At 59.3% G+C, this 25,577-nt stretch carries 27 protein-coding genes and 1 riboswitch; of the genes, 19 read left to right on the top strand and 8 right to left on the bottom strand.

Going from position 1 to position 25,577, the window contains the following annotated elements:
* From GF108_RS05100 to GF108_RS05110, 3 genes are all read left to right on the top strand, one after another.
* Complete coding sequence (locus GF108_RS05100; protein ID WP_153667086.1) at positions 1-399, top strand: RNA-binding S4 domain-containing protein; 399 nt, start codon at positions 1-3, stop codon at positions 397-399.
* A 314-nt stretch (positions 400-713) separates the two neighbouring features.
* Positions 714-1,052 carry a ferredoxin FdxA gene (gene fdxA / locus GF108_RS05105; protein ID WP_027231158.1) on the top strand — a complete coding sequence of 113 codons (339 nt, stop codon included), beginning with the start codon at positions 714-716 and terminating at the stop codon, positions 1,050-1,052.
* A 359-nt stretch (positions 1,053-1,411) separates the two neighbouring features.
* A complete protein-coding gene (locus tag GF108_RS05110; protein WP_027231159.1) occupies positions 1,412-2,011 on the top strand; it encodes a CarD family transcriptional regulator in 600 nt (199 codons plus the stop codon).
* Between the two features lie 52 nt (positions 2,012-2,063).
* Here GF108_RS05110 and GF108_RS05115 read toward each other — a convergent pair whose 3' ends face one another.
* The 4 genes from GF108_RS05115 to thiB form a co-directional block, all read right to left on the bottom strand.
* On the bottom strand, positions 2,064-3,575 hold the full coding sequence (locus GF108_RS05115; protein WP_370462078.1) for a M48 family metalloprotease: 1,512 nt from the start codon (positions 3,573-3,575) through the stop codon (positions 2,064-2,066).
* 120 nt (positions 3,576-3,695) lie between these two features.
* Positions 3,696-4,448, bottom strand: coding sequence for a thiamine ABC transporter ATP-binding protein (gene thiQ / locus GF108_RS05120; protein WP_153667087.1), 753 nt, complete (start codon positions 4,446-4,448; stop codon positions 3,696-3,698).
* A complete protein-coding gene (thiP, locus tag GF108_RS05125; protein WP_153667088.1) occupies positions 4,441-6,075 on the bottom strand; it encodes a thiamine/thiamine pyrophosphate ABC transporter permease in 1,635 nt (544 codons plus the stop codon). The genes thiQ and thiP overlap by 8 nt, the downstream gene beginning before the upstream one ends.
* A 4-nt stretch (positions 6,076-6,079) precedes the next feature.
* Positions 6,080-7,060 (bottom strand): thiamine ABC transporter substrate binding subunit, encoded by a 981-nt coding sequence (gene thiB / locus GF108_RS05130; RefSeq protein ID WP_153667347.1) that lies wholly within the window; start codon positions 7,058-7,060, stop codon positions 6,080-6,082.
* An 80-nt stretch (positions 7,061-7,140) separates the two neighbouring features.
* Positions 7,141-7,259, bottom strand: a riboswitch (TPP riboswitch).
* A gap of 373 nt (positions 7,260-7,632) precedes the next feature.
* On the opposite strand from thiB, the gene GF108_RS05135 reads away from it, so the two are divergent.
* The 6 genes from GF108_RS05135 (at position 7,633) to GF108_RS22350 (ending at position 12,770) form a co-directional block, all read left to right on the top strand.
* On the top strand, positions 7,633-8,277 hold the full coding sequence (locus GF108_RS05135) for a thiamine diphosphokinase (protein WP_153667089.1): 645 nt from the start codon (positions 7,633-7,635) through the stop codon (positions 8,275-8,277).
* Between the two features lie 86 nt (positions 8,278-8,363).
* The gene (locus GF108_RS05140) at positions 8,364-8,648 is read left to right on the top strand and encodes a hypothetical protein (protein ID WP_153667090.1); all 285 of its coding nucleotides are present in this window, start codon (positions 8,364-8,366) and stop codon (positions 8,646-8,648) included.
* Between the two features lie 345 nt (positions 8,649-8,993).
* On the top strand, positions 8,994-9,326 hold the full coding sequence (locus GF108_RS05145) for a glycine zipper 2TM domain-containing protein (RefSeq protein WP_091921023.1): 333 nt from the start codon (positions 8,994-8,996) through the stop codon (positions 9,324-9,326).
* Positions 9,327-9,458: 132 nt separating this feature from the next.
* Complete coding sequence (locus tag GF108_RS05150) at positions 9,459-11,273, top strand: ABC-F family ATP-binding cassette domain-containing protein (protein WP_153667091.1); 1,815 nt, start codon at positions 9,459-9,461, stop codon at positions 11,271-11,273.
* Positions 11,274-11,337: 64 nt separating this feature from the next.
* Positions 11,338-12,165, top strand: a complete 828-nt coding sequence (locus tag GF108_RS22345; RefSeq protein ID WP_370462079.1) for an ABC transporter transmembrane domain-containing protein — start codon at positions 11,338-11,340, stop codon at positions 12,163-12,165.
* A 32-nt stretch (positions 12,166-12,197) separates the two neighbouring features.
* Positions 12,198-12,770, top strand: a complete 573-nt coding sequence (locus GF108_RS22350) for an ATP-binding cassette domain-containing protein (RefSeq protein ID WP_370462080.1) — start codon at positions 12,198-12,200, stop codon at positions 12,768-12,770.
* Here GF108_RS22350 and GF108_RS05160 read toward each other — a convergent pair.
* Together GF108_RS05160 and GF108_RS05165 are read right to left on the bottom strand one after the other, a co-directional pair.
* Positions 12,767-13,132: a cell division protein ZapA gene (locus GF108_RS05160; RefSeq protein WP_027231168.1), complete on the bottom strand. Its 366-nt coding sequence runs from the start codon at positions 13,130-13,132 to the stop codon at positions 12,767-12,769. The genes GF108_RS22350 and GF108_RS05160 overlap by 4 nt on opposite strands.
* 22 nt (positions 13,133-13,154) lie before the next feature.
* Positions 13,155-13,427, bottom strand: coding sequence for a DUF4164 domain-containing protein (locus GF108_RS05165; protein ID WP_027231169.1), 273 nt, complete (start codon positions 13,425-13,427; stop codon positions 13,155-13,157).
* Between the two features lie 347 nt (positions 13,428-13,774).
* Here GF108_RS05165 and tkt point away from each other — a divergent pair, with 347 nt between their 5' ends.
* The 5 genes from tkt (at position 13,775) to GF108_RS05190 (ending at position 20,260) form a co-directional block, all read left to right on the top strand.
* Positions 13,775-15,760, top strand: a complete 1,986-nt coding sequence (gene tkt / locus GF108_RS05170) for a transketolase (RefSeq protein ID WP_153667092.1) — start codon at positions 13,775-13,777, stop codon at positions 15,758-15,760.
* A 58-nt stretch (positions 15,761-15,818) separates the two neighbouring features.
* A complete protein-coding gene (gene gap, locus GF108_RS05175) occupies positions 15,819-16,826 on the top strand; it encodes a type I glyceraldehyde-3-phosphate dehydrogenase (protein ID WP_091921029.1) in 1,008 nt (335 codons plus the stop codon).
* A 120-nt stretch (positions 16,827-16,946) separates the two neighbouring features.
* Entirely contained in the window at positions 16,947-18,140 is a 1,194-nt protein-coding gene (pgk, locus tag GF108_RS05180; protein WP_153667093.1) for a phosphoglycerate kinase, read from the top strand.
* A gap of 266 nt (positions 18,141-18,406) precedes the next feature.
* A complete protein-coding gene (locus tag GF108_RS05185) occupies positions 18,407-19,432 on the top strand; it encodes a class I fructose-bisphosphate aldolase (protein WP_027231173.1) in 1,026 nt (341 codons plus the stop codon).
* An 81-nt stretch (positions 19,433-19,513) separates the two neighbouring features.
* Positions 19,514-20,260 carry an SGNH/GDSL hydrolase family protein gene (locus tag GF108_RS05190; RefSeq protein WP_153667094.1) on the top strand — a complete coding sequence of 249 codons (747 nt, stop codon included), beginning with the start codon at positions 19,514-19,516 and terminating at the stop codon, positions 20,258-20,260.
* Between the two features lie 65 nt (positions 20,261-20,325).
* Here GF108_RS05190 and GF108_RS22165 read toward each other — a convergent pair whose 3' ends face one another.
* On the bottom strand, positions 20,326-20,487 hold the full coding sequence (locus GF108_RS22165) for a hypothetical protein (protein WP_172982571.1): 162 nt from the start codon (positions 20,485-20,487) through the stop codon (positions 20,326-20,328).
* A 125-nt stretch (positions 20,488-20,612) separates the two neighbouring features.
* On the opposite strand from GF108_RS22165, the gene GF108_RS05195 reads away from it, so the two are divergent.
* From GF108_RS05195 to GF108_RS05215, 5 genes are all read left to right on the top strand, one after another.
* Positions 20,613-22,517, top strand: a complete 1,905-nt coding sequence (locus tag GF108_RS05195) for a propionyl-CoA synthetase (protein WP_153667095.1) — start codon at positions 20,613-20,615, stop codon at positions 22,515-22,517.
* An 85-nt stretch (positions 22,518-22,602) separates the two neighbouring features.
* Complete coding sequence (locus tag GF108_RS22355; protein WP_153667096.1) at positions 22,603-22,902, top strand: DUF1127 domain-containing protein; 300 nt, start codon at positions 22,603-22,605, stop codon at positions 22,900-22,902.
* Between the two features lie 28 nt (positions 22,903-22,930).
* Entirely contained in the window at positions 22,931-23,518 is a 588-nt protein-coding gene (locus GF108_RS05205; RefSeq protein ID WP_153667097.1) for a DJ-1/PfpI family protein, read from the top strand.
* 25 nt (positions 23,519-23,543) lie between these two features.
* Positions 23,544-23,954 carry a hypothetical protein gene (locus tag GF108_RS05210; RefSeq protein WP_153667098.1) on the top strand — a complete coding sequence of 137 codons (411 nt, stop codon included), beginning with the start codon at positions 23,544-23,546 and terminating at the stop codon, positions 23,952-23,954.
* Complete coding sequence (locus tag GF108_RS05215; RefSeq protein ID WP_153667099.1) at positions 23,947-24,657, top strand: YafY family protein; 711 nt, start codon at positions 23,947-23,949, stop codon at positions 24,655-24,657. Before GF108_RS05210 ends, GF108_RS05215 begins: the two co-directional genes overlap by 8 nt.
* A gap of 131 nt (positions 24,658-24,788) precedes the next feature.
* Here GF108_RS05215 and GF108_RS05220 read toward each other — a convergent pair whose 3' ends face one another.
* Positions 24,789-25,481 (bottom strand): DUF1013 domain-containing protein, encoded by a 693-nt coding sequence (locus GF108_RS05220; protein WP_027231179.1) that lies wholly within the window; start codon positions 25,479-25,481, stop codon positions 24,789-24,791.
* Between the last annotated feature and the right edge of the window lie 96 nt (positions 25,482-25,577).

Genomic DNA, 25,577 nt, shown 5'->3' on the forward strand with positions numbered 1-25,577 from the left:
ATGTCGGACCGCCAGCGCATCGACAAGTGGCTATTCTTCGCGCGGGTCGTCAAATCCCGTTCCCTCGCAGCGAAACTTGTCTCGGGCGGTGGCGTTCGGGTCAACAAGGACAAAGTCGACCAGCCGTCGCATGGCGTCAAGGCGGGCGATGTGCTGACGATTACGCTTGATCGGCGCATACTCATTTATCGAGTGCTCGATGGCGGACAAAGACGCGGCCCGGCCGAAGAAGCGCGCACGCTCTATGAGGATATGTCGCCGCCGCCAGTGCCTAAAGGCGATGTGAGCAAACTCGACATGCTGCCGAAACGCGACGCCGGCAGCGGGCGCCCGACAAAGCGCGAACGCCGGCAGGTGGATCGCCTGATGGATGGCACTGACGACGACCGCGACAATTGACGGCTCAATTGCAAGTATTGACGGCCAAGTCGAAATAATCTCCACCAAAGGCCGCACAGCTAAAATATCATTCCGCAATCTGCGTTAGCAAAGGATGCTGGTTGCTTGTTGACGGGCCTGCCCGGTGCGAAGAAAGGCGGCGCGCATACCTGGATTTGCCCTTGGCCAGGTCGGATGGAGTTCATTTCCGCGACTTAGACCTTTTACGGGGCGCGTTCTGGTGCCGCAGCCGATTTTCCCCTCTTGTCAGCCCGGCGCCAAATCGTTACCTCAACCGCTGACACACTGAGTGTGGTGTCTTCAGGAGCCTGCAAATGACTTACGTTGTGACCGATAACTGCATCCGCTGCAAATATATGGATTGCGTTGAGGTCTGTCCGGTCGATTGTTTCTATGAAGGCGAAAATATGCTCGTCATTCATCCTGACGAATGCATCGATTGCGGCGTGTGCGAGCCCGAATGTCCGGCAGAAGCGATCAAGCCGGATACCGAGCCGGGCCTCGATAGCTGGCTGCAGATTAACGCGGAATATGCCGACAAGTGGCCTAATATCTCGCAGAAGCGCGATGCACCCGCCGATGCGAAGGAGATGGACGGCGTCGAAGGCAAGTTTGAAAAATTCTTTTCAGCCGAGCCCGGCGAAGGCGATTGAATCGTTCCCGAATCCGGTGTTTGCAAGACTTGATTTGCTGCAATTTTCAAGACTTGCATTCTGACTATTTTTGAGCAAGTGCAGCAAAAAGTTGATTCTAATCACTTTTCATGTTATGGTCCTTTGATATGTTGATCATTGGACGTCAATTTCGTGGCGCTAAAGCATAAATCACCAATCGGCTAGATTTATTTCGGACCTAACAGTTCAGGGTGTGGTTGTTTGTGTGCCTCAGCCCGCTGGTTTGTCCGGATTGCTTTTGCGTGAACATATTGACGGCCGACAGACCGGTAATCCGGGTCCAGTGGTTGGTTCTAGCCGGTGCGTTTTGCCGGGCGCAACAAGGAGTTATTAAGCGAATGACAGCAGTTCAGCAGAAGAAAGCCGCCCAGCGTATTGGATTTAAAACGGGTGAATTTATTGTATATCCTGCCCACGGTGTAGGCCAGATCGTAAATATTGAAGAACAGGAAGTTGCAGGCCACAAGCTCGAACTCTTCGTCATCGATTTCCAGAAAGACAAGATGCGTTTGAAGGTACCGGTTGCCAAGGCGACTGCGATCGGCATGCGCAAGCTCTCCGAGACCGACTATGTCGATCGCGCATTGAAGGTTGTCCAGGGCCGCGCCCGCATCAAGCGCACCATGTGGTCGCGCCGCGCGCAGGAATATGATGCGAAGATCAATTCCGGCGACCTTATCTCGATTTCGGAAGTCGTGCGCGACCTTTTCCGCGCAGACAATCAGCCTGAACAGTCTTATTCGGAACGCCAGCTTTACGAAGCTGCGCTCGACCGCATGGCGCGTGAGATTTCGGCCGTCAACAAGATGTCGGAAACCGAAGCCGTCCGCCTGATCGAGGTCAACCTCGCCAAGGGCCCGAAGCGCGGTGCGAAGGCTGAAGAAGCCGATGCCGATGCTGATATCGCTGTCGAGGACGAACAGGAAGAAGCGGCGTAAGCTGTTTTTCATCGATCGTAAAAAGCCCGGCACAGCCGGGCTTTTTTTATTGTCATTCGCTGATGATCTTGACCTTGTCGCCGACGGAGACGGTGCCGCCTGGCGGCAGTGCATTGATCAGGCGGAAGAGATCGAGCTTGCGATCCGTCCCCATGATCTGATTGGAAAGGCTTACGAGCGTGTCACCGGGCTTGACGGTGACGACACGGATACGCAGCGGCTTGATGCTCGCCTTTTCCTGCGGGGTGAGCAGGCGGAAGCTCTGGATGACAGTCTGTGAAGCAGGGTTGAGCGCGGCGCTTCCGGCCGGCGCAGCGGTCAGGAACCGGTAGATCCGGTTGCCGGCGTTGACGACGAAGATGTCGAACTCCCAGCGGTCCGCCCGTGCCTTCGCCGTCGCTGCGGGCATGCCATTGAAAGTCGTCGCGGTGACGCTCGCATTGTCGAGCCCGGTGACCCAGCCACTGCGCATATAGTCGGTCATCGAAGGGTTGCCCGAGACCTGCGTTCCATCGAACCTGATGGCCACTTCGCCGGGGCCGGTTGCCATGACCGCATCGGCGCTGTTGTCGATGACAAAGCCTTCGGGCACCGTGAAGCTAACACCAAGTAGCGGGTGAACGAAGCTGCGGCCGCGGACAAAACCCTCCTCGGGCGTATCGCCATAGAGGATGCCGTCGATGCCTTGCAGGAACGAATCGCGATCGGTGGTGCCGACGCCGGGGGCGCCAACCCGCCGGGCGTGGCCGCGGGCAAGCTCGATGCGTTGCGGCGCGGACGGGTGGCTCGCCAAAAAGTCGAGACTTGCGTCCGTCGCCCCGGAAACGCTGCGGAAATCCGCATAGGAGGCCATGGATTGCAGGAAGCGAGCGGCGGCAAACGGGTCATAGCCTGCCTCGCCGATCATCTTGATGCCGATCGCATCGGCCTGCAATTCCTGGTTGCGTGAGAATTGCGCCATGCGCAGCTTGCCGCGAATGAGGGCCTCGCGGCCGGCGCTATCGTCCTGGAGAACTTCCGAGACGACACGCCCGGCAATCTGCGCTTCCTGTTCGCGCTGTTGCCGCTCGATGCCATGGTTGGCGATGACGTGACCCATTTCGTGGGCAATGACGGCGGCGAGTTCGGCGCTGTCATTGGCAAGCGCAAGCAGGCCGCGCGTCACATAGAGATAGCCGCCGGGCAAGGCGAAAGCATTGATGTTCGGCGAGTTCAGAATGGTGATGCGGTATGTATGGGTCGGATTGTCCGACACGGTGGTCAGGTTGCCGACGACCTTCGCAACCATGCGCTCAAGCTTGGCATCCTTGTACTCGCCGCCATAGGTTGCAAGGATGCGCGGATGCTGTTCGGCACTGAGCTTTGCCAGCCGGTCGTTCTTGCTGACATTGTCGACGGTGACGGGATTGGAGGAGGGGCCAATGGCGTCCTCCTTGGTCACGCTCAGCACCTGGCAACCTGACAAAAAGGCGAGCAGCAGCGTTGCCGACGCAAGATTCCTGCGGCGGGTGGCGGGAGGGAACCATCCGTGGCTCAATTGCAGATCGTGCGGACCCAGAATCATATCCTCGTTGTCATCGCGAAGCAGCAGACTCGCGTACCATCCTTCTTGCTATCCCGATGAACTGTCCTGAGCAAGAATTTCATGGTTTTTTCTTAAGTAAGCCAAGGCGTCGAAAATATGTCAAAGGTCAGAGTCTTTCGCACCGAGGTATTTCCGCAACAGCGATGGTCCCTGTTCGGATAAAAGTTTCTGTGCGGGTCCCTTGGCGGCGATCGTGCCATTGTCGAGAAAGACCAGGGTTGACCCCATGCGCAGCGCATCGTCAGGATGATGGGTGACCATGACGACGGTCATCGCGGTTTCGCGCTGCAGGGTTTCGATGAGGTCAAGCATTTCATGGCGCAGCGCCGGGCCCAGCGACGCAAAAGCTTCATCGAGCAGGAGTACCGGCCGCTTACGCACCAGAGCCCGGGCAATGGCGACGCGTTGGCGCTCGCCGCCGGACAGGGCTTCAGGCTTCCTTTGCTCCTTGCCGGCAAGACCGACCTTGCGGATTGCTTCCATGATTGCGGCACGGTCGGCGTCGTCAAGGCGCAAATCCGGCCGCCGGCCCAGCCCGACATTGGCCGCGACATCGAGATGAGCAAACAGATTATTTTCCTGAAACACCATCGAGACCGGCCGCTCAGCCGGGGCGGCGCGCGTCATGTCCTTGCCCTCGATGAAAATGCGCCCAGACTTGGCCGGCTCGAAGCCGGCGATGAGGTTGAGCAGCGTCGATTTCCCCGATCCGCTTGGGCCGATGATAGTGACGATGGAGGCAGGCTCGATGACAAGGTCGAAATGCATCGCCATCTCGCCATAATCGAAATCCACCGATTCGAGGCGGATCTCCGCGCCCTGCCGCGATCCCTCACTGGAGCGTTCAACCATCGCTACGCACCTCGCGTGTTTTCAGGCGGTTTGCCCCCCTGTCAGCAAGGATCATCAGGAGCAGGCACAGGCAGCCGAGTATCAGGGCGAGACCGGCCGCATCCTGAGTGCGGTAGCTGCCCATGCGCTGCAACAGGAGGTAAGGCAGCGTCTGTACAGCGTCATTTCCGAAAAGCGCGATCGTTCCGAGATCGCCGAGCGAAAGCGCCATTGCGAATGCAAAGGCAATCCACAAGGGCTGCCGCAATACCGGCCAGTCGATGAGGCGGAGCCGGTTCCATCCCCTGATGCCCAGTTCAGCGCAGAGCCGGTTATGGCGGCTCGCCGCCGTATCCCAGGCCGGTAGCAGAATGCGGTATGCAAATGGAATTGCCATGGCCGCATTGACGCTGACGACCATGAACGGCGCAAGCCTGAACGGGTCTACGAAATGGCGCGACAGGATGAACCACCCCGCTCCGATGACGATCGGTGGCACAACCATGATGAGGCTGGCGCCGAGGTCAAGGGCGCGTTCAAAAATGCCGGGCGTTCCGTAACGGCGGCGGTTTGCGATGTCCTCGCGTGCCGTAACGAGGACGAGCGAAATCAGCGTTGCGAGAAGGCCGGCGCCAGCGCCAAGGCCGAGGCTGGTTAGGATTGCCCGCCACACCTGCGTTTCGCCCAGCAGACGCGAAAGATCGGCAGAAAGACCGGAAACCACGGTGCCTGCCATGGGCAAGCCGACGAAGAGCACGCCAACGAGAATGAGAATAGAATCCAACGACCTTGAACCGGCAGAGGGCTTATCGAAGCGGCGGCCCGTCGTGCGCAGGCTGAAACCCTCCTCCGTAGGACGGCCGGCGACGCTGAGGAGCAAAAGTACCGCTACTGTAAGGGTCAGTTGCAACAAGGTCAGCGATACGGCGCGCGCGATATCGAAGTCGAAGTGGAGCGCCTGGTAAATCGCCACCTCCAGGGTTGTCGCGCGCGGCCCGCCGCCAAGCGTCAGCACGATGGTGAAGGACGTAATGCACAGCATGAAGATCAGCCCGGCAATGCCGGCAAGATTGCGCCGTATTACCGGCCACTCGATCAGGCGAAACTGCGCCCATGCGCGCATGCCGAGCTGCGCGGAGAGCTTCCAGTAATCTTCCGGAATTGAATCGAGGCTGGCTAGAATGAACCGTGTTGCCAGCGGCAGGTTGAAGAACACGTGGGCGATCAGAATGCCAGTGAGGCCGTAGATGTTTGGTATAGTTTCAGAGCCGGACTGCGCGAGCAGCGCAGCGAGAAGGCCGTTGCGTCCGTAAATGCTGGTGATGCCGAGCACAGCGACCAGCGCAGGCAGGGCTAGGGGCAGGGCGAAAAGGCGCAAGATCATCGGTCGCCCCGGAAAATCAGGATTGGCATGGAGGGCTCGGGCCAGCGGGATGGCAAAGGCGATCGAGAGCAGCATCGAGAGGACGGCCTGCAGCAGGGTGAAGCGGGCAACCCTCCACAAATAGCTGTCGAATGCAGCAAAGCCTTCGGTGTTGCCACGCAATGCCTCGCCCAGGAGACCAAGCAAGGCTCCGCCCGCAAGCAAGGCGAGAAAGGCCAGGGCGAATGCCCCGGCCCAAGATTTGAGGGAGGTGTTGGGCTTCAATGCGTTACAGGCTCATCGACGCCAGCCACTCGTCGATCCAGGCCTTGCGGTTTTTGGCGACTTCCTCCGGCGAGAACATCAGGGTCGTTACGGGCTTCACCAGCCTGTCGAAGGCCGGATTCAGCGGCGCGCTGGTCTTTGCCGCCGGGAACATCCAGTTGTTTTCCGGGATGGCGTCCTGGAAGGCGGGCGAGGTCATGAAGGCAAGAAATTCCTTGGCCAGCGGGTTCTTCGCACCCGTCGTGGTCTGGCCCGCGACTTCAACCTGCAGATAGTGGCCTTCAGCGAACGACGCCGCCTTGTAGCGCTCGGTCTTCTCGGCGATCTCATGATAGGCAGGAGATGTCGTATAGGAGAGGACAAGCGGCGCTTCACCCTTGGTAAAGAGGCCGTATGCTTCCGACCAGCCGGGCGTAACGGTCAAGACGCGGTTCTTGAGCTTGGCCCAAGCTTCCCCCGCGTTGTCGCCATAGACCGATTTTACCCACAGGAGCAGTCCGAGGCCCGGCGTCGAAGTACGCGGGTCCTCGATGACGATCTTCTGTTTCGGATCGCCTTCGACGAGGTCCTTGAGGCTCGCCGGAGGGGTCGTCAGCTTCTCCGTGTCATAAATGACGGCAAAGTAGCCATAGTCGAAGGGCACGAAAATATCGTCCTTGTAGCCACCCGGAATTGCTACGGCATTCGTATCGATGCCGTGCGGTGCGAAGAGGCCGGTCGCTGCCGCTTCATAGGTGAGGTTCGTATCAAGACCGAGAACAATGTCCGCCTTCGTTGCGGCGCCTTCGAGCTTCAACCGGTTGAGAAGGGCAACGCCGTCGGTCACGGCAACGAAGTCGACAGTGCAACCGCACTGTTTTTCGAAAGCCTCCTTTACCTTGGGTCCGGGGCCCCACTCGGCGGTGAAACTTTCATAAGTATAGACGGTAAGCTTGCCTTCGGCATTGGCACCCGCCGGGAAAGCGAGTGCCAGCCCACTGATCATGAGCGCAAATTTCAATAATGTTATTAGCGGCCGCATCGGCGCCTCCTTAGCTTGGTGTTCAAAAGGATTGGTGCGCCGGCTGTGATGCCGCGTCTAATCCCTCCGCCGGTACAAACCGGATCAGGTTCCGCGGGTTGGCAGGTGTTTCACCTTGTGCCTCTCAGCCTGTCATTTCTGGCAGGCACCCCGTTAGAGCGTTGCAAAGATTAAAGAAAAACATTGGTCGGCGCAAGCCGATTGCCCGTCTTGCGTGTGGTTGCGATCGCAATGCCGGCGGCCGGTTAATCCGCGCTGATTAACCCGGATTTGTGTGAAGCCATGCGCCCGCGAATCTGCTAGATTTCCCTTCAGAACAATAAGAAGACTAAGGGGGCAGAAATGTTCGAACTCACGGATGGGGCCATGCTGGTGGTCATCGCCATCGCCACGGCAATCGGGGCCTACATATTCTACGGTATCTCGCTGGTGCAGCTTACAGGGTTTTAGCGTTCGCACGCGTGCCTTTGCCCGGCAGCTTCATGTCACGCTGAACGACGCTATGCGGCGAGGGTGCCGCATGCTATGGCCGCGTCATGAGCAAGTTTGTCATTCTTCTCGGCGGAACCGTCAACGCCAATGATCGCCTCAGGGACCTCGTCGCCGGTGCCCGCGTCCTCGCGGCCGATGGCGGCATAGCCCATGCCGAAGCCCTCGGTCTCGAACCCGAGCTTTGGCTCGGCGATTTCGATTCGACGTCGCCTGAATTGGACCGGCGTTATGCGCATGTTCCCCGCTCGGTTTTCCCGGCTGCAAAGGATATGACGGACGGCGAGCTGGCGCTCAACGAGGCCTATCGGCTCGGCGCAACCGAGGTCATTCTGTGCGGGGCGTTCGGCGGTTCGCGCACAGATCACACGCTCCTGCATCTCACCATGGCGACGGCCCATGCGGCCGAGGGCCGCAGGATAATCCTCTCCAGCGGTGATGAAGAAGCGCATCCGCTGGTTGCAGGTTCCTACAGGTTCGATTTCCCCGAAGATACGCTCTTCAGCATTGTTGCATTTTCGCCATTGCACGGGCTTTTTATCGAAGGCGCGCGCTGGCCGCTGCAAAATATGGAACTTTCTTTCGGTTCATCGCTTACTGTCTCGAATTCGGTACGCGGAACTCTCCGGGTATCGCTCGATTCAGGTAAGGCAATCCTGATTGCTGCCTTGCAACCGGCGTCCGGCTTGTAAAAAAAAGCACTAGATGCAATTGTTGCAGGACAGCATTGGGGACGCAAGCTGTTGAAATTTGGTTCTAACAACGGGAGAGGTCTTCCATGTTGAAAAGTTTGTCCACGATTGCAGTCGCCGGACTCCTGGCGTTTTCGGCCGCCGGGTGCACCACGTCTGATCAGCGCGTCGCCGGCTATGGCGTCGGCGGTGCGGCATTGGGTGCATTGGCTGGTGGTGCAATCAACGGTGGCAAGGGCGCCCTTGCAGGTGCCGCAATCGGCGGTGCCGGCGGTGCTTTGGTTGGCGCTGCCACCAATAACAACAATAGCAATCGTTATTGCACATACGAGAATCGTTATGGCCAGCGTTATCAGGCTCCGTGCCGGTAATCGGTTAGTTCTTGCATAAGAGCAGGCCGGGATTTTCCCGGCCTGTTTTTATTTTGGGCCAGGGTGGAATAGCGCAGCAACGCTACTGATCGTAGGTGAGCCTGGTAGTCGACAGACCTTCCACCGCAGTCATACAACCCATGCCATCATCCTCGGGCTTGACCCAAGGACCCACTATTACGTGGCCAGCGATCAAGGCTAAAGTCGATCCTCGGGGCAGGAGCCCAAGGACGTCGACGGAGGGGCTCCGCCATAATTTGTTGGTAAGCGCGACGGAAAACTTTCTTCTGCCTTATTGGCACAGCAGGGTCCGCCGCATCTGTTTTGGACATGAAAGGATTTGTCATGAAGTTACGTCTGACCGCGATTGCGGTATCCGCGCTGCTGGCCGTCTCTGTTGCCGGTTGCGCAACGAGCGAGCAAAACGTACGTGGAGGGACGGGCGCCCTGATTGGCGGTGGCCTGGGCGCGATTGCCGGCCAGGCGCTGGGGCATGACACGAAGAGCACGGTGGTTGGCGCAGCAGGCGGTGCCTTGCTCGGTGCCGCAATCGGTACCGTGACGACGCCGCAAGGCCAGACGCAGAACCTCTGCCGCTACCAGCGGCGTGACGGCTCGATCTATACCGCGCCTTGCGAAGGCAATGGCGGCGGCGCCTATGGCGGCAGCGGATACTGATTTTCAACGCACAGTCCAACGACAGGCCGGAAAATTCCGGCCTGTTTTATTTGACAGAGGCACGTTTCTCGCCGAAAAGGCCATGCGCCCGGCCACTCCCGGTCTGCCTGTACCGCTGGATTTGATTTCTTCATGGCCCCACCACTGCTTCGTCTCGACCAGATTGCGCTGACATTCGGCGGCACGCCGCTCCTGATCGATGCTGCGCTCTCCGTCAGCGAAGGTGATCGCATTGCCCTGGTCGGTCGCAATGGTTCGGGCAAATCGACGCTGTTAAAAATCGCGGCCGGCTTCATTGCGCCGACCGATGGCGAAGTGTTCAAGCATCCGGGCGTGACTGTTCGCTATCTCGCGCAGGCGCCGGACATGGATGGCTTTGCAAATGTCCACGACTATGTGGAAGCCGGGCTCGGACCCGCCGACGACCACTACCGCGTCGGCTATCTGCTGGAACATCTGGGGCTTACCGGCGAAGAAAAGCCGGACAATCTCTCGGGCGGCGAGGCGCGCAGGGCGGCGCTTGCCAAGGTGCTCGCGCCGCAGCCGGATATCCTGCTTCTCGACGAGCCGACGAACCATCTCGACCTGACGACGATCGAATGGCTGGAAGGCGAACTGCGCCAGATGCGCTCGGCGCTCGTGGTCATTTCGCATGACCGGCGCTTTCTCGAAAACGTAAGCCGTGCGACCGTCTGGCTCGATCGCGGCGTTACCAGACGGCTCGAACAGGGTTTCGCCGGTTTTGAGGAATGGCGCGACAAGATCCTCGAAGAAGAGGAGCGCGACCTTCACAAGCTCGGGCGCCAGATCGTGCGTGAAGAACATTGGCTGCGTTATGGCGTCACCGCGCGGCGCAAGCGCAACATGCGCCGCCTTGGCGAATTGCAGACCATGCGCAGCGAATTCCGCAATCACCGGCGTGCGCAGGGAACGGCTGTCCTGAAGGCCAGCGACGCAAGGGAATCGGGCAAGCTCGTCATCGAAGCCGAGCATTTGTCCAAGGCCTACGGCGATAATGTCCTGGTCGATGATTTTTCGACACGGATCCAGCGCGGCGATTGCGTCGGTTTCGTTGGGCCGAATGGTGCCGGCAAGACCACGCTTCTCTCCATGCTCACCGGCCAGCTCGCATCCGACAGCGGCACGCTGAAACTTGGCACCAATCTTGAAATCGCGGTGCTCGACCAGAGGCGCGACAGCCTCAATCTCGAACAGACGCTATCCGACTATCTGACGGACGGGCGCGGCGAGAACGTTATCGTCAATGGCGAGCAACGCCATGTCGCTTCCTACATGAAGGACTTCCTATTCCAGCCGGAGCAATTGCGCACGCCGATCCGCGAACTTTCCGGCGGCGAGCGGGCGCGGCTGATGCTGGCGCGCGTTCTTGCCCGACCCGCAAATCTCCTTGTTCTGGACGAGCCGACCAACGATCTCGACATGGAGACGCTCGATCTGCTGCAGGAACTGGTCGCGGGCTTTCCGGGCACCGTGCTGCTTGTCAGCCACGATCGCGATTTTCTCGACCGTACGGTGACCTCGGTGATCGCGCCGGAGGGCAATGGACGCTGGCTCGAGTATGCCGGCGGCTACACGGACATGCTGGCGCAGCGCAAGGAAGCGCTGGCGACACGCAAGGAAATAAAGGGCGCGAAGGCGTCCGCCGCGACGAGTGAGCCAGGAAAGGCGGCGCCGGCGCGAGAGGAAAAGCGCAAGCTTTCCTACAAGCAGAAATTCGCGCTCGAAACGCTGCCGGCAAAGATCGAGACGCTGCATGCGGAAATCGCCGCGCTCGAAAAGAAACTCGCCGATCCGGAGCTTTTCGCAAAGAATGCCGGTCTCTTCAACAAGACCGTCGACGATATCGCCAAGAAGCGGCATAGCCTCGAAGCGCATGAGCATGAATGGCTCGAACTCGAAATGCTGCGCGAAGAGATCGAAGGCTGAAATCATTTAGTCCAAGGTAGGGGTTGCCCCCGACGCGCTCCTGCAAGAGACGGCGCTGGAGCGCGTGGTTCAAAGCCTGTCGTTCATGAATGCGCAGAACGTCAATTTCATTGCCGGGACGAGCTTTTTCGCAAGGCTGCTGCGAAAGCATGTCGCTTTTTTCATCGATCATAATCCTGCGGAGATTCAACGCGCCCAGTCGAGCGGCCAACACGCGCTCGCCGGCGTGATACAGCTTGCGATCCTGGCAATCCTGCCGGGGTTGATCCGCATTACGCTGACCATGGTTACGCTCGGCGCAACGATCAACTGGGAAATTGCCGCGATTGTGTTCGGCTACGGTGCGTTCTTCATAGCCGCTACCTACTTTTCCAACAAATGGGAACGGCCGCATCTCGATGTAGCCATTGAAACGAGCCAGGAAAATGCGCGCTTTGTCGGCAATTCCGTCAATTCGATGGAAACGCTGCGCTATTTCGGAAGCGCGAACTGGGTAGGAGAGCGCTTTGCGGAAAATGCGCGCACGGTTCGCGAGAAGTGGCGAAAATACGTAAATATCGAAATTGGCTTCGCCTGCGTCCATGGAACGGCGCTGGCGCTTCAACTGGTAATCGCCTTCGCAATCCTGCTTCCGCGCTATCGGGCAGGCGACCTCTCGGTTGGCGATGTCGTATTGTTCAACATGCTGTTGTTGCAGCTCAATCAACCGTTCGAAATGATCGGCTATGCCATCGACGATCTGGTGAAATCCTATTCCGAGTTCTTGCCCTTCGCACGGATGTGGATGGCGCCGGAAGAGCCTGAACCCAGCGCAAACGATGTCTTCACACTGGTCAAGGGAACCTTGTGTTTCGACAAGGTCGCTTTCAGCCACCGTAAGTCCAAGGACTGAAAGACATCAGTTTTTGCGTCGAACGCGGACGGGTGACCTTCATTACCGGCGAAACCGGTGCGGGCAAATCGACCCTGTTCAAGCTGGCCCTGAAATCGCTGGAGCCGCAATCAGGGCGCATTACGGCGGACGGGATCGATCTCAAGACCATTGCACGCTCCGACTGGTTCAAGGCGATCGGCGTCGTGTCGCAGGAAATCATGCTCCTGCACGACACGATCGAGGCGAATATCGTGCTCGGCCGGCCGCTCGACCGCGAGCTGCTTCTCAAGGCGGCCGCCAACGCTGCCATCGACGATTTCATCGCACAGCTTCCCGAAGGTTTCGCGACGGTTGTCGGGGAGCGCGGCTTGAAACTCTCAGGCGGGGAGCGCCAGCGTATCGCCATTGCCCGTGCGCTCTACGCCAATCCGAGGATGCTTCTGCTCGACGAGGCGAGTTCCGCCCTCGACGAGGGCACCGAGGCCGATATCATGCAAGGGCTGCGCCGTTTGAAAGACGAGGTTACCATCATCGCCATTACCCATCGGAAAACTGTCATTCGCCCGGAAGACCGGGTTATCCGGCTCGCCGATGGCTGTGCCTTTGTCGTAACGATGTGCTAGTTTGGCTTGGGCGAAAGCTTGGTCGTCAGCGTCTCGATGCGGTTCGTTACTTCCGAAAGCACGCCGGTGATTGCCGCATCGTTCTTGTCGGCGCGCATCAGGGCCTCGTCGCGGCTCTTGCGCAGGGCCTCGGCCTCGTTGTCGAGCCCCTTCACCCGCATCTGCAACTCGTTGAACTCGTCCATTACCATGATGCCGGCCATGACCGTGAGGCGCAGGTCGCCGATCTCGCCAAACGAGGATTTAAGGTGAGTGACATATTGATCGAAACGCTCGGCGAGGCCGGTCAGGTGCTGTTCCTGGCCTTCGTCGCAGGCCATGCGGTAGGCCTTGCCATCGATCGTTACGGTAACAGTGGCCATGGCGTAAGCTCCCTTCAGCCCTTCAGCGGTCCAGAACGGTGCGGATGGATTCCATCGCGGCGACGAGACGGCGCGAAACTTCCTTGTTTGCTGCCTCCAGACGCTCCGCGCGTCCTTCGGAAGCATCGAGTTCCTGGGCGAGCTTGCGCCGGTCCATGTTCATGCGCTGGACTTCTTCTTCGGCCTCGGCGAAATCGCCCTCGTGCTCCAATCGCATGTCCACCGCATCCTCGAGCGCGGCCAAAGCTTTTCCCAATCGTTCAAGGACCTGTTTGAGGGTGGCCTCCGATGCCATTTTCGCTTCCCCTTATGTGTCGACCTTTTCGCGAATCGCAAAAAAGAAGAACAGCTTATGGACTGGAGTCTAGAGGTTGCATGAACGTTGCGTCAATCAATCCGCGCTGTCATGATTAAGTCATGCACTGATAATCGAATGACGCGCGGGATTACCGGCGATCAAATTTTGTCGCAAACCGTGACAAATCACCGGATTTGGGGCAATCGGACCGGCCAATAATGCCCGGTCTGGGGCTGGTTTTGTTGACTCCCTGATGACACCTGCTATGTGTCGCGTGCCTTTTGGATATTGTCTGACCGGCTTCCAGAAACGGCATCTCCTTTCCTCCACGAAAGACGGTAACCATGACCAATTCTGAAAAATCCAACCAAATGGCCAATGCAATCCGCTTCCTGTCGGCGGAGGCCGTTGAAAAGGCCAATTCGGGCCATCCCGGCCTTCCCATGGGCGCAGCCGACATTGCGACCGTCCTTTTCACCAAGTTCCTCAAGTTCGATCCGAAAGCGCCGCAATGGCCGGACCGTGACCGTTTCGTCCTCTCCGCGGGCCACGGCTCGATGCTGCTCTATTCGCTTCTCTACCTGACCGGGTACGAGGACATGACGATCGAGGAGATCAAGAATTTCCGCCAGCTCGGCTCGCGCACAGCCGGCCATCCGGAATATGGTCACGCCTCGGGCATCGAGACGACGACCGGGCCGCTCGGCCAGGGTCTTGGCAATTCGGTTGGCATGGCGCTTTCCGAGCGCATCATGAACGCGCATTTCGGCAATGATCTTGTTAATCACCACACCTATGTCATCGCCGGTGACGGCTGCCTCATGGAAGGCATCAGCCAGGAGGCGATCGCACTTGCCGGTCACCTGAAGCTCAACAAGCTCATCGTTTTCTGGGATCACAACAATATTTCCATTGATGGCCCCGTTTCGCTTGCCGACAACACCGACCAGCGCGCGCGCTTTGAAGCGTCGGGCTGGCATACGCTCGAAGTCGACGGTCACGACCAGGCGGCGATCGCCGCTGCCATCGAGGATGCGCACAAGTCCGACAAGCCGACGATGATCGCCTGCCGCACGACGATTGGCTTCGGTGCGCCGACAAAGGCCGGCACCAACAAGGTGCATGGCTCGCCGCTCGGCGCGGAAGAGCTCGCCGGTGCAAAAAAGGCGCTCGGCTGGACCGCCGAGCCCTTCGTCGTGCCCGCGGACATTCTGGAGGCATGGCGCGCTGCGGGTCAGCGTTCTTTGAAGGAGCATGCTTCCTGGAGCAACCGTCTCGCCTCCGTTGACGCCGGCATGCGCGCGGAATTCGAACGGCGCGTTGCGGGCGACCTGCCTGCTGGCTTCGAGGCCGCAATCATCGCCTACAAGAAAAAGCTTTCGGAAGAAAAGCCGAAGGTTGCCACGCGCAAGGCATCCGAGATGGCGCTTGAAGTCATCAATGGCATTGTTCCGGAAACGATCGGCGGGTCCGCCGATCTGACCGGTTCCAACAATACCAAGACGACGCAGACGAAGAACATCACCCCGGAAGATTACGGCCAGCGCTATGTCCATTACGGCATCCGCGAGCACGGCATGGCGGCTGCGATGAATGGCATCGCGCTGCATGCCGGCCTTATTCCCTATTCCGGCACTTTCCTCACGTTCTCCGACTACGCGCGCGGCGCGATGCGCCTTTCCTGCGTGATGGGTATCCGCGTCATCTATGTCATGACGCACGACTCGATCGGCCTTGGCGAAGACGGCCCGACGCATCAGCCGGTCGAGCACCTCGCTGCCCTGCGCGCCATCCCCAACAACTACGTCTTCCGCCCGGCGGACGTCGTTGAAACCGCGGAATGCTGGGAGATCGCGCTGAAATCACGCAAGCGCCCCTCGACTCTGGCGCTCACCCGTCAGAACCTGCCGACGGTGCGTACCGAACATGTCGATGAAAACAAATGCGCCTACGGTGCCTACGAACTCGCCGCAGCAAGCGGCAAGGCCGAGGTAACCATTTTCGCAACCGGTTCCGAAGTGGAGATCGCGCTCGCGGCCCGCGACCAGCTTGAAGCCAACGGTCATCCGACCCGGGTCGTTTCCGTGCCGTGCTTTGAACTGTTCGAGGAACAGAGCGATGATTACAAGGCGAAGGTACTCGGCGATGCGCCCGTCAAGGTCGCGGTCGAAGCGGCAATCCGCATGGGATGGGATCGCTTCATCGGTCTCGACGGCATCTTCGTCGGCATGACCGGTTTTGGCGCCAGCGGCCCGATCGAAGAGCTTTACAAGCATTTCGGAATCACCGCGGACGCAATTGTCGCAGCGGCCGAAGGCAAGTTGAAATAACCAGACGATTTCCAGCATAATCCAACCAAGGGCTCCTAACCCTCAGGGAGAGACAGAAATGACAGTTCGCGTTGCAATCAACGGTTTTGGCCGCATCGGCCGCAATGTTCTTCGGGCAATCGTCGAATCCGGCCGCACCGATATCGAGGTCGTTGCCATCAATGATCTCGGTCCGGTCGAAACCAATGCCCATCTGATGCGCTATGATTCCGTTCACGGGCGCTTCCCCGGAACCGTCACGGTTTCCGGCGATACGATCGACGTCGGCCGTGGGCCCATCAAGGTGGCCGCCGTGCGCAACCCGGTCGAATTGCCGTGGAAGGAACTCGGTGTCGATATCGCGCTTGAATGCACGGGTATCTTCACCGCCCGCGACAAGGCGGCCGCGCATCTCGAGGCCGGCGCCAAGCGCGTCATTGTTTCGGCTCCGGCGGAAGGCGCGGACCTGACCGTCGTTTTCGGCGTCAACGACCATAAGCTCACCAAGGAGCATATGGTCATTTCCAATGCCTCCTGCACGACGAACTGCCTTGCGCCGGTCGCCTATGTGCTCAACGAAGCGGTGGGTATCGACCATGGCTTCATGACCACGATCCACAGCTATACGGGCGACCAGCCGACGCTCGACACCATGCACAAGGACCTCTATCGCGGCCGTGCCGCAGCTTTGTCGATGATCCCGACCTCGACCGGCGCCGCCAAGGCCGTCGGCCTTGTTCTGCCGGAACTCAATGGCAGGCTCGACGGCACTGCAATCCGCGTGCCGACGCCGAACGTATCGGTTGTCGATTTCAAGTTCATCGCTAAGCGCCCGACCACGGTTGCGGAGATCAACGAAGCGATCAAGACCGCTGCCAACGGCAAGCTGAAGGGCATTCTCGGCTATACGGATTCGCCGAATGTCTCGATCGACTTCAACCACGACCCGCATTCCTCGGTCTTCCACACCGACCAGACCAAGGTCATGGATGGCACCTTCGTGCGCATCCTTTCCTGGTACGACAATGAATGGGGCTTCTCGAACCGCATGGGCGACACCGCTGTCGCATTCGGCAAGGTGATCTGATTGGTCACGCTTTGACGGTTTCAGGATGGCGGGTCGACAACACCCGCCATTTTGTTTTTGATGGTCCACCAATCTTTCTGGCCTTCAAGGTCGGATAAATAGTCCATAGAGGGTAAGACGATGCCAGCTTTCAAAACGCTTGATGACGCCGACGTTGCAGGAAAACGCGTCCTTGTGCGCGTGGATTTGAATGTTCCTGTCGCCGATGGCGTCGTCACCGACGCGACGCGTATCGAGCGTGTCGCCCCGACCATTGTCGAACTTTCTGACAAGGGCGCGAAGGTAGTCCTGCTCGCGCATTTCGGCCGGCCCAAGGATGGTCCGACGCCGGAATTCTCGCTGAAACCCATCGCTAACGCCGTCTCCAAGGTCATCGCCCGCAATGTTCAGTTCGCAGAGGATTGCATCGGCGAAAAGGCAGCGGAAGCAGTGGCGAAGCTCAACAACGGCGATATATTGCTGCTGGAGAACACACGCTTCCACAAGGGCGAGGAAAAGAATGATGCCGCTTTCGTCAAGGCGCTTGCGGCAAATGGCGACATCTACGTCAACGACGCATTCTCGGCAGCGCACCGCGCCCACGCCTCGACCGAAGGACTAGCCCGTGTTCTGCCGGCCCATGCCGGTCGCACCATGGAGGCGGAACTCAAGGCTCTCGAAAAGGGCCTCGGCAATCCGCAACGTCCTGTCGTCGCCATTGTCGGCGGCGCCAAGGTTTCTTCCAAGCTCGACCTTCTCGGCAATCTTGTGCAGAAGGTCGATGCGCTCGTCATCGGCGGCGGCATGGCCAATACCTTCCTCGCCGCACAGGGGGTGAAGGTCGGCAAGTCGCTGTGCGAACACGATCTGGCCGCGACAGCGCGCGAAATCATGGCCAAGGCGAATGCCGCAAATTGCACGATCATCCTGCCGGTCGATGCGGTGGTGGCATGGCATTTTGAGGCGAACGCCCCGCACCGTGCCTATGGGCTCGATGCCATCCCTGAGGACGGGATGATCCTTGACGTCGGTCCGCAATCGATCGAGCGCATCAAGGGCGCCATTGATGATGCAAAGACGCTGGTGTGGAACGGCCCGCTCGGCGCGTTCGAACTGCACCCCTTCGACCAGGCGACTGTCGCTGCAGCCCGGCATGTCGCGGCACGTACCCGGGCTGGCCAGCTTGTCTCAGTCGCCGGCGGCGGCGATACGGTCGCCGCGCTCAATCATGCGGGCGTTGCCGACGATTTCAGCTATGTTTCGACAGCTGGGGGCGCCTTCCTGGAATGGATGGAAGGCAAGCCGCTTCCAGGCGTCGATGTCTTGAAGAAATAAGATTAGCGACGCCTTGCTCCCCTCGTCGGGAGGGCAAGGTGTCGCGACGGGCAAAGCCAAAATCCTCGGCTTTGTCCCCGTCACTTCACAGGTCAGTTTGGGCGCAACCCGGCGTTGAGCGATTTTCCAGTTAACGAACAAAAGAAAATGTTATGCTGTTAAATCGGTTGAAAAAATTTCAATCGTTTCAATAGCTTGGATCGCCATTTTGTTTCCCCTAGGCTTCTGATATGCGCCAACGCATGGGAAACGGAGTAAAATAATCTATGAGCGAACGCCTGGAAGATATCGCGATTGCAATGGTTGCTGACGGCAAGGGGCTTCTTGCTGCCGATGAGAGCACCGCAACGATCAAGAAACGTTTCGACACGATCGACCTGGAATCGACTGCCGATAGCCGGCGCGACTATCGCGAGATGCTGTTCCGTTCGCAGGATGCGATGCGGAACAATATTTCCGGCGTCATTCTCTACGACGAGACGATCCGCCAGAGCGCCAAGGACGGCACGCCCTTCGTCGACATCATGAAGGCCGATGGGTGCATTCCTGGCATCAAGGTCGATGCCGGCGCAAAACCGCTTGCGGGCTACCCGGGCGAAACGATCACCGAGGGCCTCGACGGCCTGCGCGAGCGCCTTGCCGAATATTATGGCCTCGGTGCACGCTTTGCCAAATGGCGCGGGGTCATTTCGATCAGCGACACATTACCGACATGGGGCGCCGTCAAGCAGAATGCGCAAGCGCTCGCCCGCTATGCCGCGCTGTGCCAGGAAGCCGGCATTGTGCCGATCGTCGAGCCGGAAGTGCTGATGGACGGCAAGCCCGGCACGCACTCGATCGAGCGTTGCTACGAGGTAACCGAGCTCGTGTTGAAGACAGTCTTCGCTGAACTCTACGATGCCCGCGTCAAGCTCGAAGGCATGATCCTCAAGCCGAACATGGTCATCGATGGCCAGAAGGCCCGCAAGGCTTCAGTGGACGAAGTCGCAGAACAGACCGTGCGCGTTCTCAAGGCGACGGTGCCTGCCGCCGTGCCCGGCATCGCGTTTCTTTCCGGTGGTCAGAGCGACGAGGAAGCGACTGCGCATCTTTCGGCCATGAACGCGAACTTCACGACGCCGTGGAAGCTGACCTTCTCCTATGGCCGCGCTCTGCAAGCTGCGGCGCTGAGCGCCTGGAAGGGCAAGTCGGAGAATGTCGCGGCCGGCCAGCGTGCCTTTACGCACCGCGCCAAGATGAACGGTCTTGCTGCGATGGGCGGCTGGAAGAAGGACCTCGAAAAGGCCGCTTAAGCGTTTTTTATCTATAGAAGCGTATCTGATTGACCCGGGCTGGTATCAGTCCGGGTTTTTTCGTGGAGTGTTCAACCGCGCATGACATCGCCGTTCCATCCCCTCCTCAGCTGGCTGCTCTACCCGGTCTACGCCTGGCAGGGCATTGGCGTGCGGCTCAGGACGGAGCGCATGGCGCCGCCGGCAGGTTTGCCTGTTGGGGAGATTGCGGGCAAGGATCCGGCCATTCGATTGCTCGTTATCGGCGATTCGTCTTCGGCTGGCGTCGGTGTAAACGATCCGTGGCAAGGGCTGTGCGTCAGGCTTGCCGTGCATCTGCAGGGCCGTACGGGCCGCAAGATCATCTGGCGTGCCGCAGGGTTCAACTCGGCAACCTCGGGCCAGTTGCGCGATCATGTCGTTCCCAACCTCGAACGCGGCATGTGGACCCATATCGTTCTGACAACCGGAACGAACGATACCAAGAATTTCCACTCACTGCCGCGTTTCAAGCGGGAGTTTGGCGGTCTGCTCTATGCGTTGAAGGCAAAGTGGCCGGAGGCTCACATCGTCTGGTCGAAGGTAATCGACTTTCGCGATGTGCCGGCGATGCCGAAACTGCTCGGCCGCATCCTCGAGGGGCGCGCCGATGCGATAAACAAACTCGGCGAACGCCTTTGCCGTGAGCGCATGGCCGTCGCTGCGCCGCGGCTTCCCATCGAAGGGCCGGAGGGTTTTGCTGCGGATGGTTTCCATGCCTCGGCGCTAGGCTATGACGCCTGGGCGAAGCATCTGGTGCCGTTCATTCTAAACCGCGCCGAGACCGAGAACGGGCAGGAATTACTTTAGGGGAATCCGGGCAAAACGCTCAAGATGGTCAGAATATGACCTGAATCTTCGGACGCGGAACTGATTTAACCCGCATGCCCGATCACCACCACCAGAAACATGGCCAGCATGGCGCCAGCGGCGATCTTCCAGAAATCTCCGCGCTTCTTCATGCCTGGCCAACCGAGCGGCTTGATGATGTGAAGCACCATCATCAATATCAGTGCAAAGGGCAGAATCTTGAGCATGGTGTCCGGCGGTTGGAGGCGGTCGGGTCGGTGGCGGAGTTGTGGGGGATTGACCGTAGACTGTCAATTCGACCTTTGACTCTGGCCCGCACATTGCGGATGCTGCCAAACTCGGGAGGAAATACATGACATCACGATACAAGGACGTTTATCGCGAGTGGCAAACCGATCCGCTGGCCTTCTGGGCTCATGCGGCCGTGGCGATAGACTGGTTCAAGCCCTGGGATAAGGTGTTTGACGCAGAGCAAGGCCCTTACGGGCGCTGGTATGCCGGGGCCCAGTGCAATACCTGCCATAACGCCGTCGACCGCCATGTGGAACAGGGCAGGGCCGATCAGCCCGCACTGATTTATGATAGCGCAGTCACCGGAACGCAGCGCAGGATCACCTATGCCGAGCTCCTTGACGAGGTCAATGCGCTCGCCGCCGTTCTGATCGACAAGCGCGTGGGCAAGGGCGACCGCGTTATCATCTATATGGCCATGGTACCGGAAGCCATCGTCGCAATGCTCGCCTGCGCCCGGATAGGCGCCGTTCATTCCGTTGTTTTCGGCGGGTTTGCAGCGCATGAACTGGCGACGCGCATCGACGATGCCAAGCCGGTCATGATCATAGCGACGTCCTGCGGCCTCGAACCCGGGCGTGTGGTGGCTTACAAGCCTATGCTCGACAAGGCCATCGAGCAGGCCGCGCACAAGGTCGGGACCTGCCTTATCCTCGTGCGTCCGCAGCAACCGCATGAACTCGTTGCGGGTCGCGATTTTGATTATGCCGATGCGGTGGCAGCCGCACGCGGGCGCAGGGTGCCCTGTGCGGTCGTCGAGGCAACCGATCCGCTGTATATCCTCTACACATCGGGCACGACCGGCCAGCCCAAGGGCGTCGTGCGCGACAATGGCGGGCATCTGGTCGCGCTCGCCTGGTCGATGGGTGCGATCTACGACACCAAGCCCGGCGAAGTATTTTGGGCGGCCTCCGATATCGGCTGGGCTGTCGGTCACTCCTATATCGCCTATGCGCCGCTGTTCATCGGCGCCACCAGCATCATCTATGAGGGCAAACCCGTTGGTACGCCGGATGCAGGTGCATTCTGGCGGGTCATATCCGAGCACAAGGTCAAGGTGCTGTTCACCGCGCCAACGGCATTCCGCGCCATCAAGAAGGAGGATCCGAAAGGCGAATTCATCGCCAGGTATGATCTGTCCTCCCTGAAATATCTGTTTCTGGCGGGCGAACGCGCCGATACGGACACGATCAAATGGGCCGAGGAGAAGCTCGGGGTGCCGGTCATCGATCATTGGTGGCAGACGGAAAGCGGCTGGCCGATGGCGGCTAATCCGGCGGGTCTCGGCATGTTGCCGGTCAAGTACGGCTCGCCCACCGTGCCGATGCCAGGCTATGACATTCAGGTCCTCGACGATGCCGGCCACCCCGTCAAGCGCGGCGACCTCGGCAACATCGTTGTCAAGCTGCCGCTGCCGCCCTCATGCCTGCCCACGCTGTGGAACGCAGACAAGCGGTTTTGCGAAGCCTATATCAGCGAGTTTCCGGGCTATTACAAAACCGCCGACGCCGGGATCGTCGACGAGGAGGGCTATGTCTATATCATGAGCCGCACCGACGACATCATCAACGTCGCCGGGCACCGCCTTTCGACGGGGGCGATGGAAGAAGTGCTTTCAAGCCATCCGGACGTTGCCGAATGCGCGGTGATCGGCATTGCCGATCATCTCAAAGGTCAGGTGCCATGCGGCTTCATCGTCCTCAAATCCGGCGTGACGCGGGCTGAATCAGATATCGAACAGGATTGCGTGGTGCTCATTCGCGAAAGGATCGGGCCCATAGCGGCGTTCAAGGTGGCCATCACCGCCAAGCGGCTGCCGAAAACGCGATCCGGCAAGATCTTGCGCGGGACGATGCAAAAAATCGCCGATCAGGAGCCCTGGAACATGCCGGCCACGATCGACGACCCGGCGATTCTCGATGAGATCGTCGTGGTGCTCGCGGCGCGCGGTATAGGCCGAAAATGATTCAAGTCCTCATGACATCCTCCTGACAGAAGGTTGTCAGGAGGGGTGTGCGATAGTGTCTCCGTGATGACAAGGAGACAGGGTTATGACTTACGTAGATTTTGGCATTGTTCAGACAGTAAGGCGTCTGTTGACTGACTTCGCAGCGTATCGCGAGGAACTGCGCACGGAGCGCCATCTCAATTCGCTTCCCGAGCATGTGCTCAAGGATATCGGCTGGCCGGATGCGTATGCAGAGCGTCTTGCACGTCGTGGCGCAATGAGGAATGCAGACGTCGGCACCGACAGTGCCGGCGTCGACCTTCCGCTGCGGCATATCGATTGGACAAGAGCGTTCCAGCCCAAAAAGACAAGCACATCCCGGCGTTTCGGGCTAGAATATTGATTTCCAGGACGGCAATGGGAGTAACGGCATGGAACCGAAGAAGCTGATCGGAATGGTATTCATAGACAAGTTTGCCGATTGGGAATTCGGTCTGCTTTCCGGCTCCGCTACTGAATGGTTCGGCGGGCGCATCGTCGCCCTGTCGCCGTCGCAAGGTCCGCTCCGCTCGATCGGTGGACTTAAGCTCATTCCGGATCGGGGTGTTGCGCCGGATGAGAATGCCGACCTCGATGGTCTCGCCATCATCGGCTCAGACCTGTGGCCGGAGGAAGATGCTCCTGACATTTCGCCCCTGTTGAATGCGACTTTGTCGCGGGGCGCCATCGTCGGGGCCATCTGCGGCGGGACGCTGGCGCTCGCCCGCGCCGGCTTGTTCGAAGGCCGACGCCATACCAGTAACGGCGCCGGATGGCTGCAGTTAAAGATCGGCGATTACAAAGGTGCGGAGTTCTACCAGGATGTGCCGCATGCGGTGCGCGACGGTCATATCGTCAGCGCGTCCGGAGCGGCGCCGGGCACCTTTGCCACGAGTTTCCTTGAAGCGCTGTTGCCGGAGCAGGCTGGCCAGGTGGCCGAGATACGTGGCTTCATCGCGCAGGAATACCAGACGGCCTGACATTGGCCGAGTGAGGACGCGTAATATGAAGACGTGGACTGAAAAGTTGAATTCCGAGGACCGGCACCAGGTCAAGCCTGCGCCGATCAGTATTGCCGGCATGAAAGCCGGTGAGATCATGCTCGTGCCGACGGCGCTGGAGATCGATGAGTTCATTCGCGGTCTTCCCGAAGGCGCCGAGATGGATGTGAAGTCCATGCGCCGGGCGATGGCGAAGGCGCATGGTGCGGAGGTTACCTGTCCGATTACCACCGGGTTTCACCTGCGGACGGTGGCGGAAGCTGCCTATGAGGCCTATGAGCGAACAGGCGATGTCAAGGCAATCACGCCGTTCTGGCGTGTCGTCAACATCAAGACGCCGACAATTGCCAAGCTCTCCTTTGGTTCGGCGTTTGTCCTCGAACAGCGCCGGCGGGAAGGATTGAGCGATGCGTAGGGCAGACCGGCTATTCCAGATCGTGCAGAAACTGCGTGGCGGCAGGCTCGTGACAGCGCGCCAGCTGGGCGAGAAGCTCGAGGTGTCCGAGCGCACGATCTATCGCGATATTTCCGATCTGCAATCGACCGGCGTTCCGATCGATGGCGAGGCGGGCGTCGGTTATATCCTGCGTGAAGGTTTCGACCTACCGCCGTTGATGTTCACGCGCGACGAGGTGGTCGCGCTTGTTGCCGGTGCACGGCTCATTACCGCCTGGGGCGGGGCCTCCATGGCACGCGCTGCCGAGGAAGCCATCATCAAGATCGGTGCTGTACTGCCCAAGGAAGAACGCCCCCGGATCGCCAACACGCATATCCATGCTTCCGGAACGAGCATTACCGAGAACGATCGGTCGCTGATCGATCTTGCGGAAAACGCCGCCGAGCAATGCCGGGTCCTTTCGATCACCTATACGGACCTTGAAGGCAAGGAGAGCATGCGGGACATCCGGCCGCTGGGGCTGTGGTTCTGGGGCAAGGTCTGGACGCTGATCAGCTGGTGCGAATTGCGCAATGACTTCCGCACGTTCCGCATCGACCGCATTGCCAAGGTCGAGAAGATCGATCGCATTTTCCGGCAGGAGCGCGGCAAGACGCTTGCCGATTTCTATCGCCGGGTCGAACTCAGCGAGACGCCGGAGACGCGGGCGAAGGCTTCCTGAAAGCCCAATCATGCTGCGAACTGGGTTAGGGCTAGTTTGAATCTGTCAGAATATCTTCCCGACAATAAAAAAGCTCCGCGGACGGAGCTTTTTTTATTTCCTTAAGTCACCGTCAAACGACGAGGAGGAGTCTATTCCTCGTCTTCGTCCTGATTGCGGCCCTTGAGGGACGACAGCTTGGCGAACACCTTGTCGGCGTCGAGTTCTTCATCCTCGTCGCGAACCTGCGGTTGTACGTCGAGGTTCTCGGTTGCCGAAGCCGGCAGCAAGGTATCGCCGCTCTCGACCGGCTGGGCGGGACGGCCGCGCGACGAGCGCTCGACTTCGATGTCGAGATCGATCTGCGAGCAAAGGCCGAGCGTCACCGGGTCCATCGGCTGCAGGTTGTTGGAGTTCCAGTGGGTACGGTTACGAATTTGCTCGATCGTCGATTTTGTCGTGCCGATGAGGCGAGAAATCTGTGCGTCCTTCAACTCCGGATGATTGCGGACGAGCCAGAGAATAGCATTTGGGCGATCCTGGCGCTTGGAAAGCGGCGTATAGCGCGGGCCCTTGCGCTTGGTCTCGGGAACGCGGACCTTCGGATCGGAAATCTTGAGCTTGTGATTGACGTCGGCCTCGCCACGCGCAATTTCCTCGCGCGAAAGCTGGCCGGTGATCAGCGGGTCCAGGCCCTTGATGCCCTGCGCGGACTCGCCATCGGCGATCGCCTTCACTTCGAGCGGATGCAACTTGCAGAAAGCGGCGATCTGTTCGAAAGAAAGAGCGGTATTGTCGACAAGCCAGACGGCCGTTGCCTTTGGCATAAGAAGCTGGGTGGCCATAGATATAATCCTCTCGTTCGTCCGCTCCGGTGGCGCGGGACGTGGGTTCAACCACAATTTCCGGGAATTCGAGGCGCTATATACCTTCATTTTAAC

Source organism: Phyllobacterium sp. SYP-B3895 (genome assembly GCF_009647635.1).
Taxonomy (GTDB): Bacteria; Pseudomonadota; Alphaproteobacteria; order Rhizobiales; family Rhizobiaceae; genus Phyllobacterium; species Phyllobacterium pellucidum.

Excerpts from the sequence above, each read along its gene's own strand:
- GF108_RS05100 (WP_153667086.1), top strand. The coding sequence starts at position 1 with ATGTCGGACCGCCAGCGCATCGACAAGTGGCTATTCTTCGCGCGGGTC.
- fdxA (WP_027231158.1), top strand. The coding sequence starts at position 714 with ATGACTTACGTTGTGACCGATAACTGCATCCGCTGCAAATATATGGAT.
- GF108_RS05110 (WP_027231159.1), top strand. The coding sequence starts at position 1,412 with ATGACAGCAGTTCAGCAGAAGAAAGCCGCCCAGCGTATTGGATTTAAA.
- GF108_RS05115 (WP_370462078.1), bottom strand. The coding sequence starts at position 3,575 with ATGATTCTGGGTCCGCACGATCTGCAATTGAGCCACGGATGGTTCCCT.
- thiQ (WP_153667087.1), bottom strand. The coding sequence starts at position 4,448 with ATGGTTGAACGCTCCAGTGAGGGATCGCGGCAGGGCGCGGAGATCCGC.
- thiB (WP_153667347.1), bottom strand. The coding sequence starts at position 7,060 with ATGATCAGTGGGCTGGCACTCGCTTTCCCGGCGGGTGCCAATGCCGAA.
- GF108_RS05135 (WP_153667089.1), top strand. The coding sequence starts at position 7,633 with ATGAGCAAGTTTGTCATTCTTCTCGGCGGAACCGTCAACGCCAATGAT.
- GF108_RS05140 (WP_153667090.1), top strand. The coding sequence starts at position 8,364 with ATGTTGAAAAGTTTGTCCACGATTGCAGTCGCCGGACTCCTGGCGTTT.
- GF108_RS05145 (WP_091921023.1), top strand. The coding sequence starts at position 8,994 with ATGAAGTTACGTCTGACCGCGATTGCGGTATCCGCGCTGCTGGCCGTC.
- GF108_RS05150 (WP_153667091.1), top strand. The coding sequence starts at position 9,459 with ATGGCCCCACCACTGCTTCGTCTCGACCAGATTGCGCTGACATTCGGC.
- GF108_RS05160 (WP_027231168.1), bottom strand. The coding sequence starts at position 13,132 with ATGGCCACTGTTACCGTAACGATCGATGGCAAGGCCTACCGCATGGCC.
- GF108_RS05165 (WP_027231169.1), bottom strand. The coding sequence starts at position 13,427 with ATGGCATCGGAGGCCACCCTCAAACAGGTCCTTGAACGATTGGGAAAA.
- tkt (WP_153667092.1), top strand. The coding sequence starts at position 13,775 with ATGACCAATTCTGAAAAATCCAACCAAATGGCCAATGCAATCCGCTTC.
- gap (WP_091921029.1), top strand. The coding sequence starts at position 15,819 with ATGACAGTTCGCGTTGCAATCAACGGTTTTGGCCGCATCGGCCGCAAT.
- pgk (WP_153667093.1), top strand. The coding sequence starts at position 16,947 with ATGCCAGCTTTCAAAACGCTTGATGACGCCGACGTTGCAGGAAAACGC.
- GF108_RS05185 (WP_027231173.1), top strand. The coding sequence starts at position 18,407 with ATGAGCGAACGCCTGGAAGATATCGCGATTGCAATGGTTGCTGACGGC.
- GF108_RS05190 (WP_153667094.1), top strand. The coding sequence starts at position 19,514 with ATGACATCGCCGTTCCATCCCCTCCTCAGCTGGCTGCTCTACCCGGTC.
- GF108_RS22165 (WP_172982571.1), bottom strand. The coding sequence starts at position 20,487 with ATGCTCAAGATTCTGCCCTTTGCACTGATATTGATGATGGTGCTTCAC.
- GF108_RS05195 (WP_153667095.1), top strand. The coding sequence starts at position 20,613 with ATGACATCACGATACAAGGACGTTTATCGCGAGTGGCAAACCGATCCG.
- GF108_RS22355 (WP_153667096.1), top strand. The coding sequence starts at position 22,603 with ATGACTTACGTAGATTTTGGCATTGTTCAGACAGTAAGGCGTCTGTTG.
- GF108_RS05205 (WP_153667097.1), top strand. The coding sequence starts at position 22,931 with ATGGAACCGAAGAAGCTGATCGGAATGGTATTCATAGACAAGTTTGCC.
- GF108_RS05210 (WP_153667098.1), top strand. The coding sequence starts at position 23,544 with ATGAAGACGTGGACTGAAAAGTTGAATTCCGAGGACCGGCACCAGGTC.
- GF108_RS05215 (WP_153667099.1), top strand. The coding sequence starts at position 23,947 with ATGCGTAGGGCAGACCGGCTATTCCAGATCGTGCAGAAACTGCGTGGC.
- GF108_RS05220 (WP_027231179.1), bottom strand. The coding sequence starts at position 25,481 with ATGGCCACCCAGCTTCTTATGCCAAAGGCAACGGCCGTCTGGCTTGTC.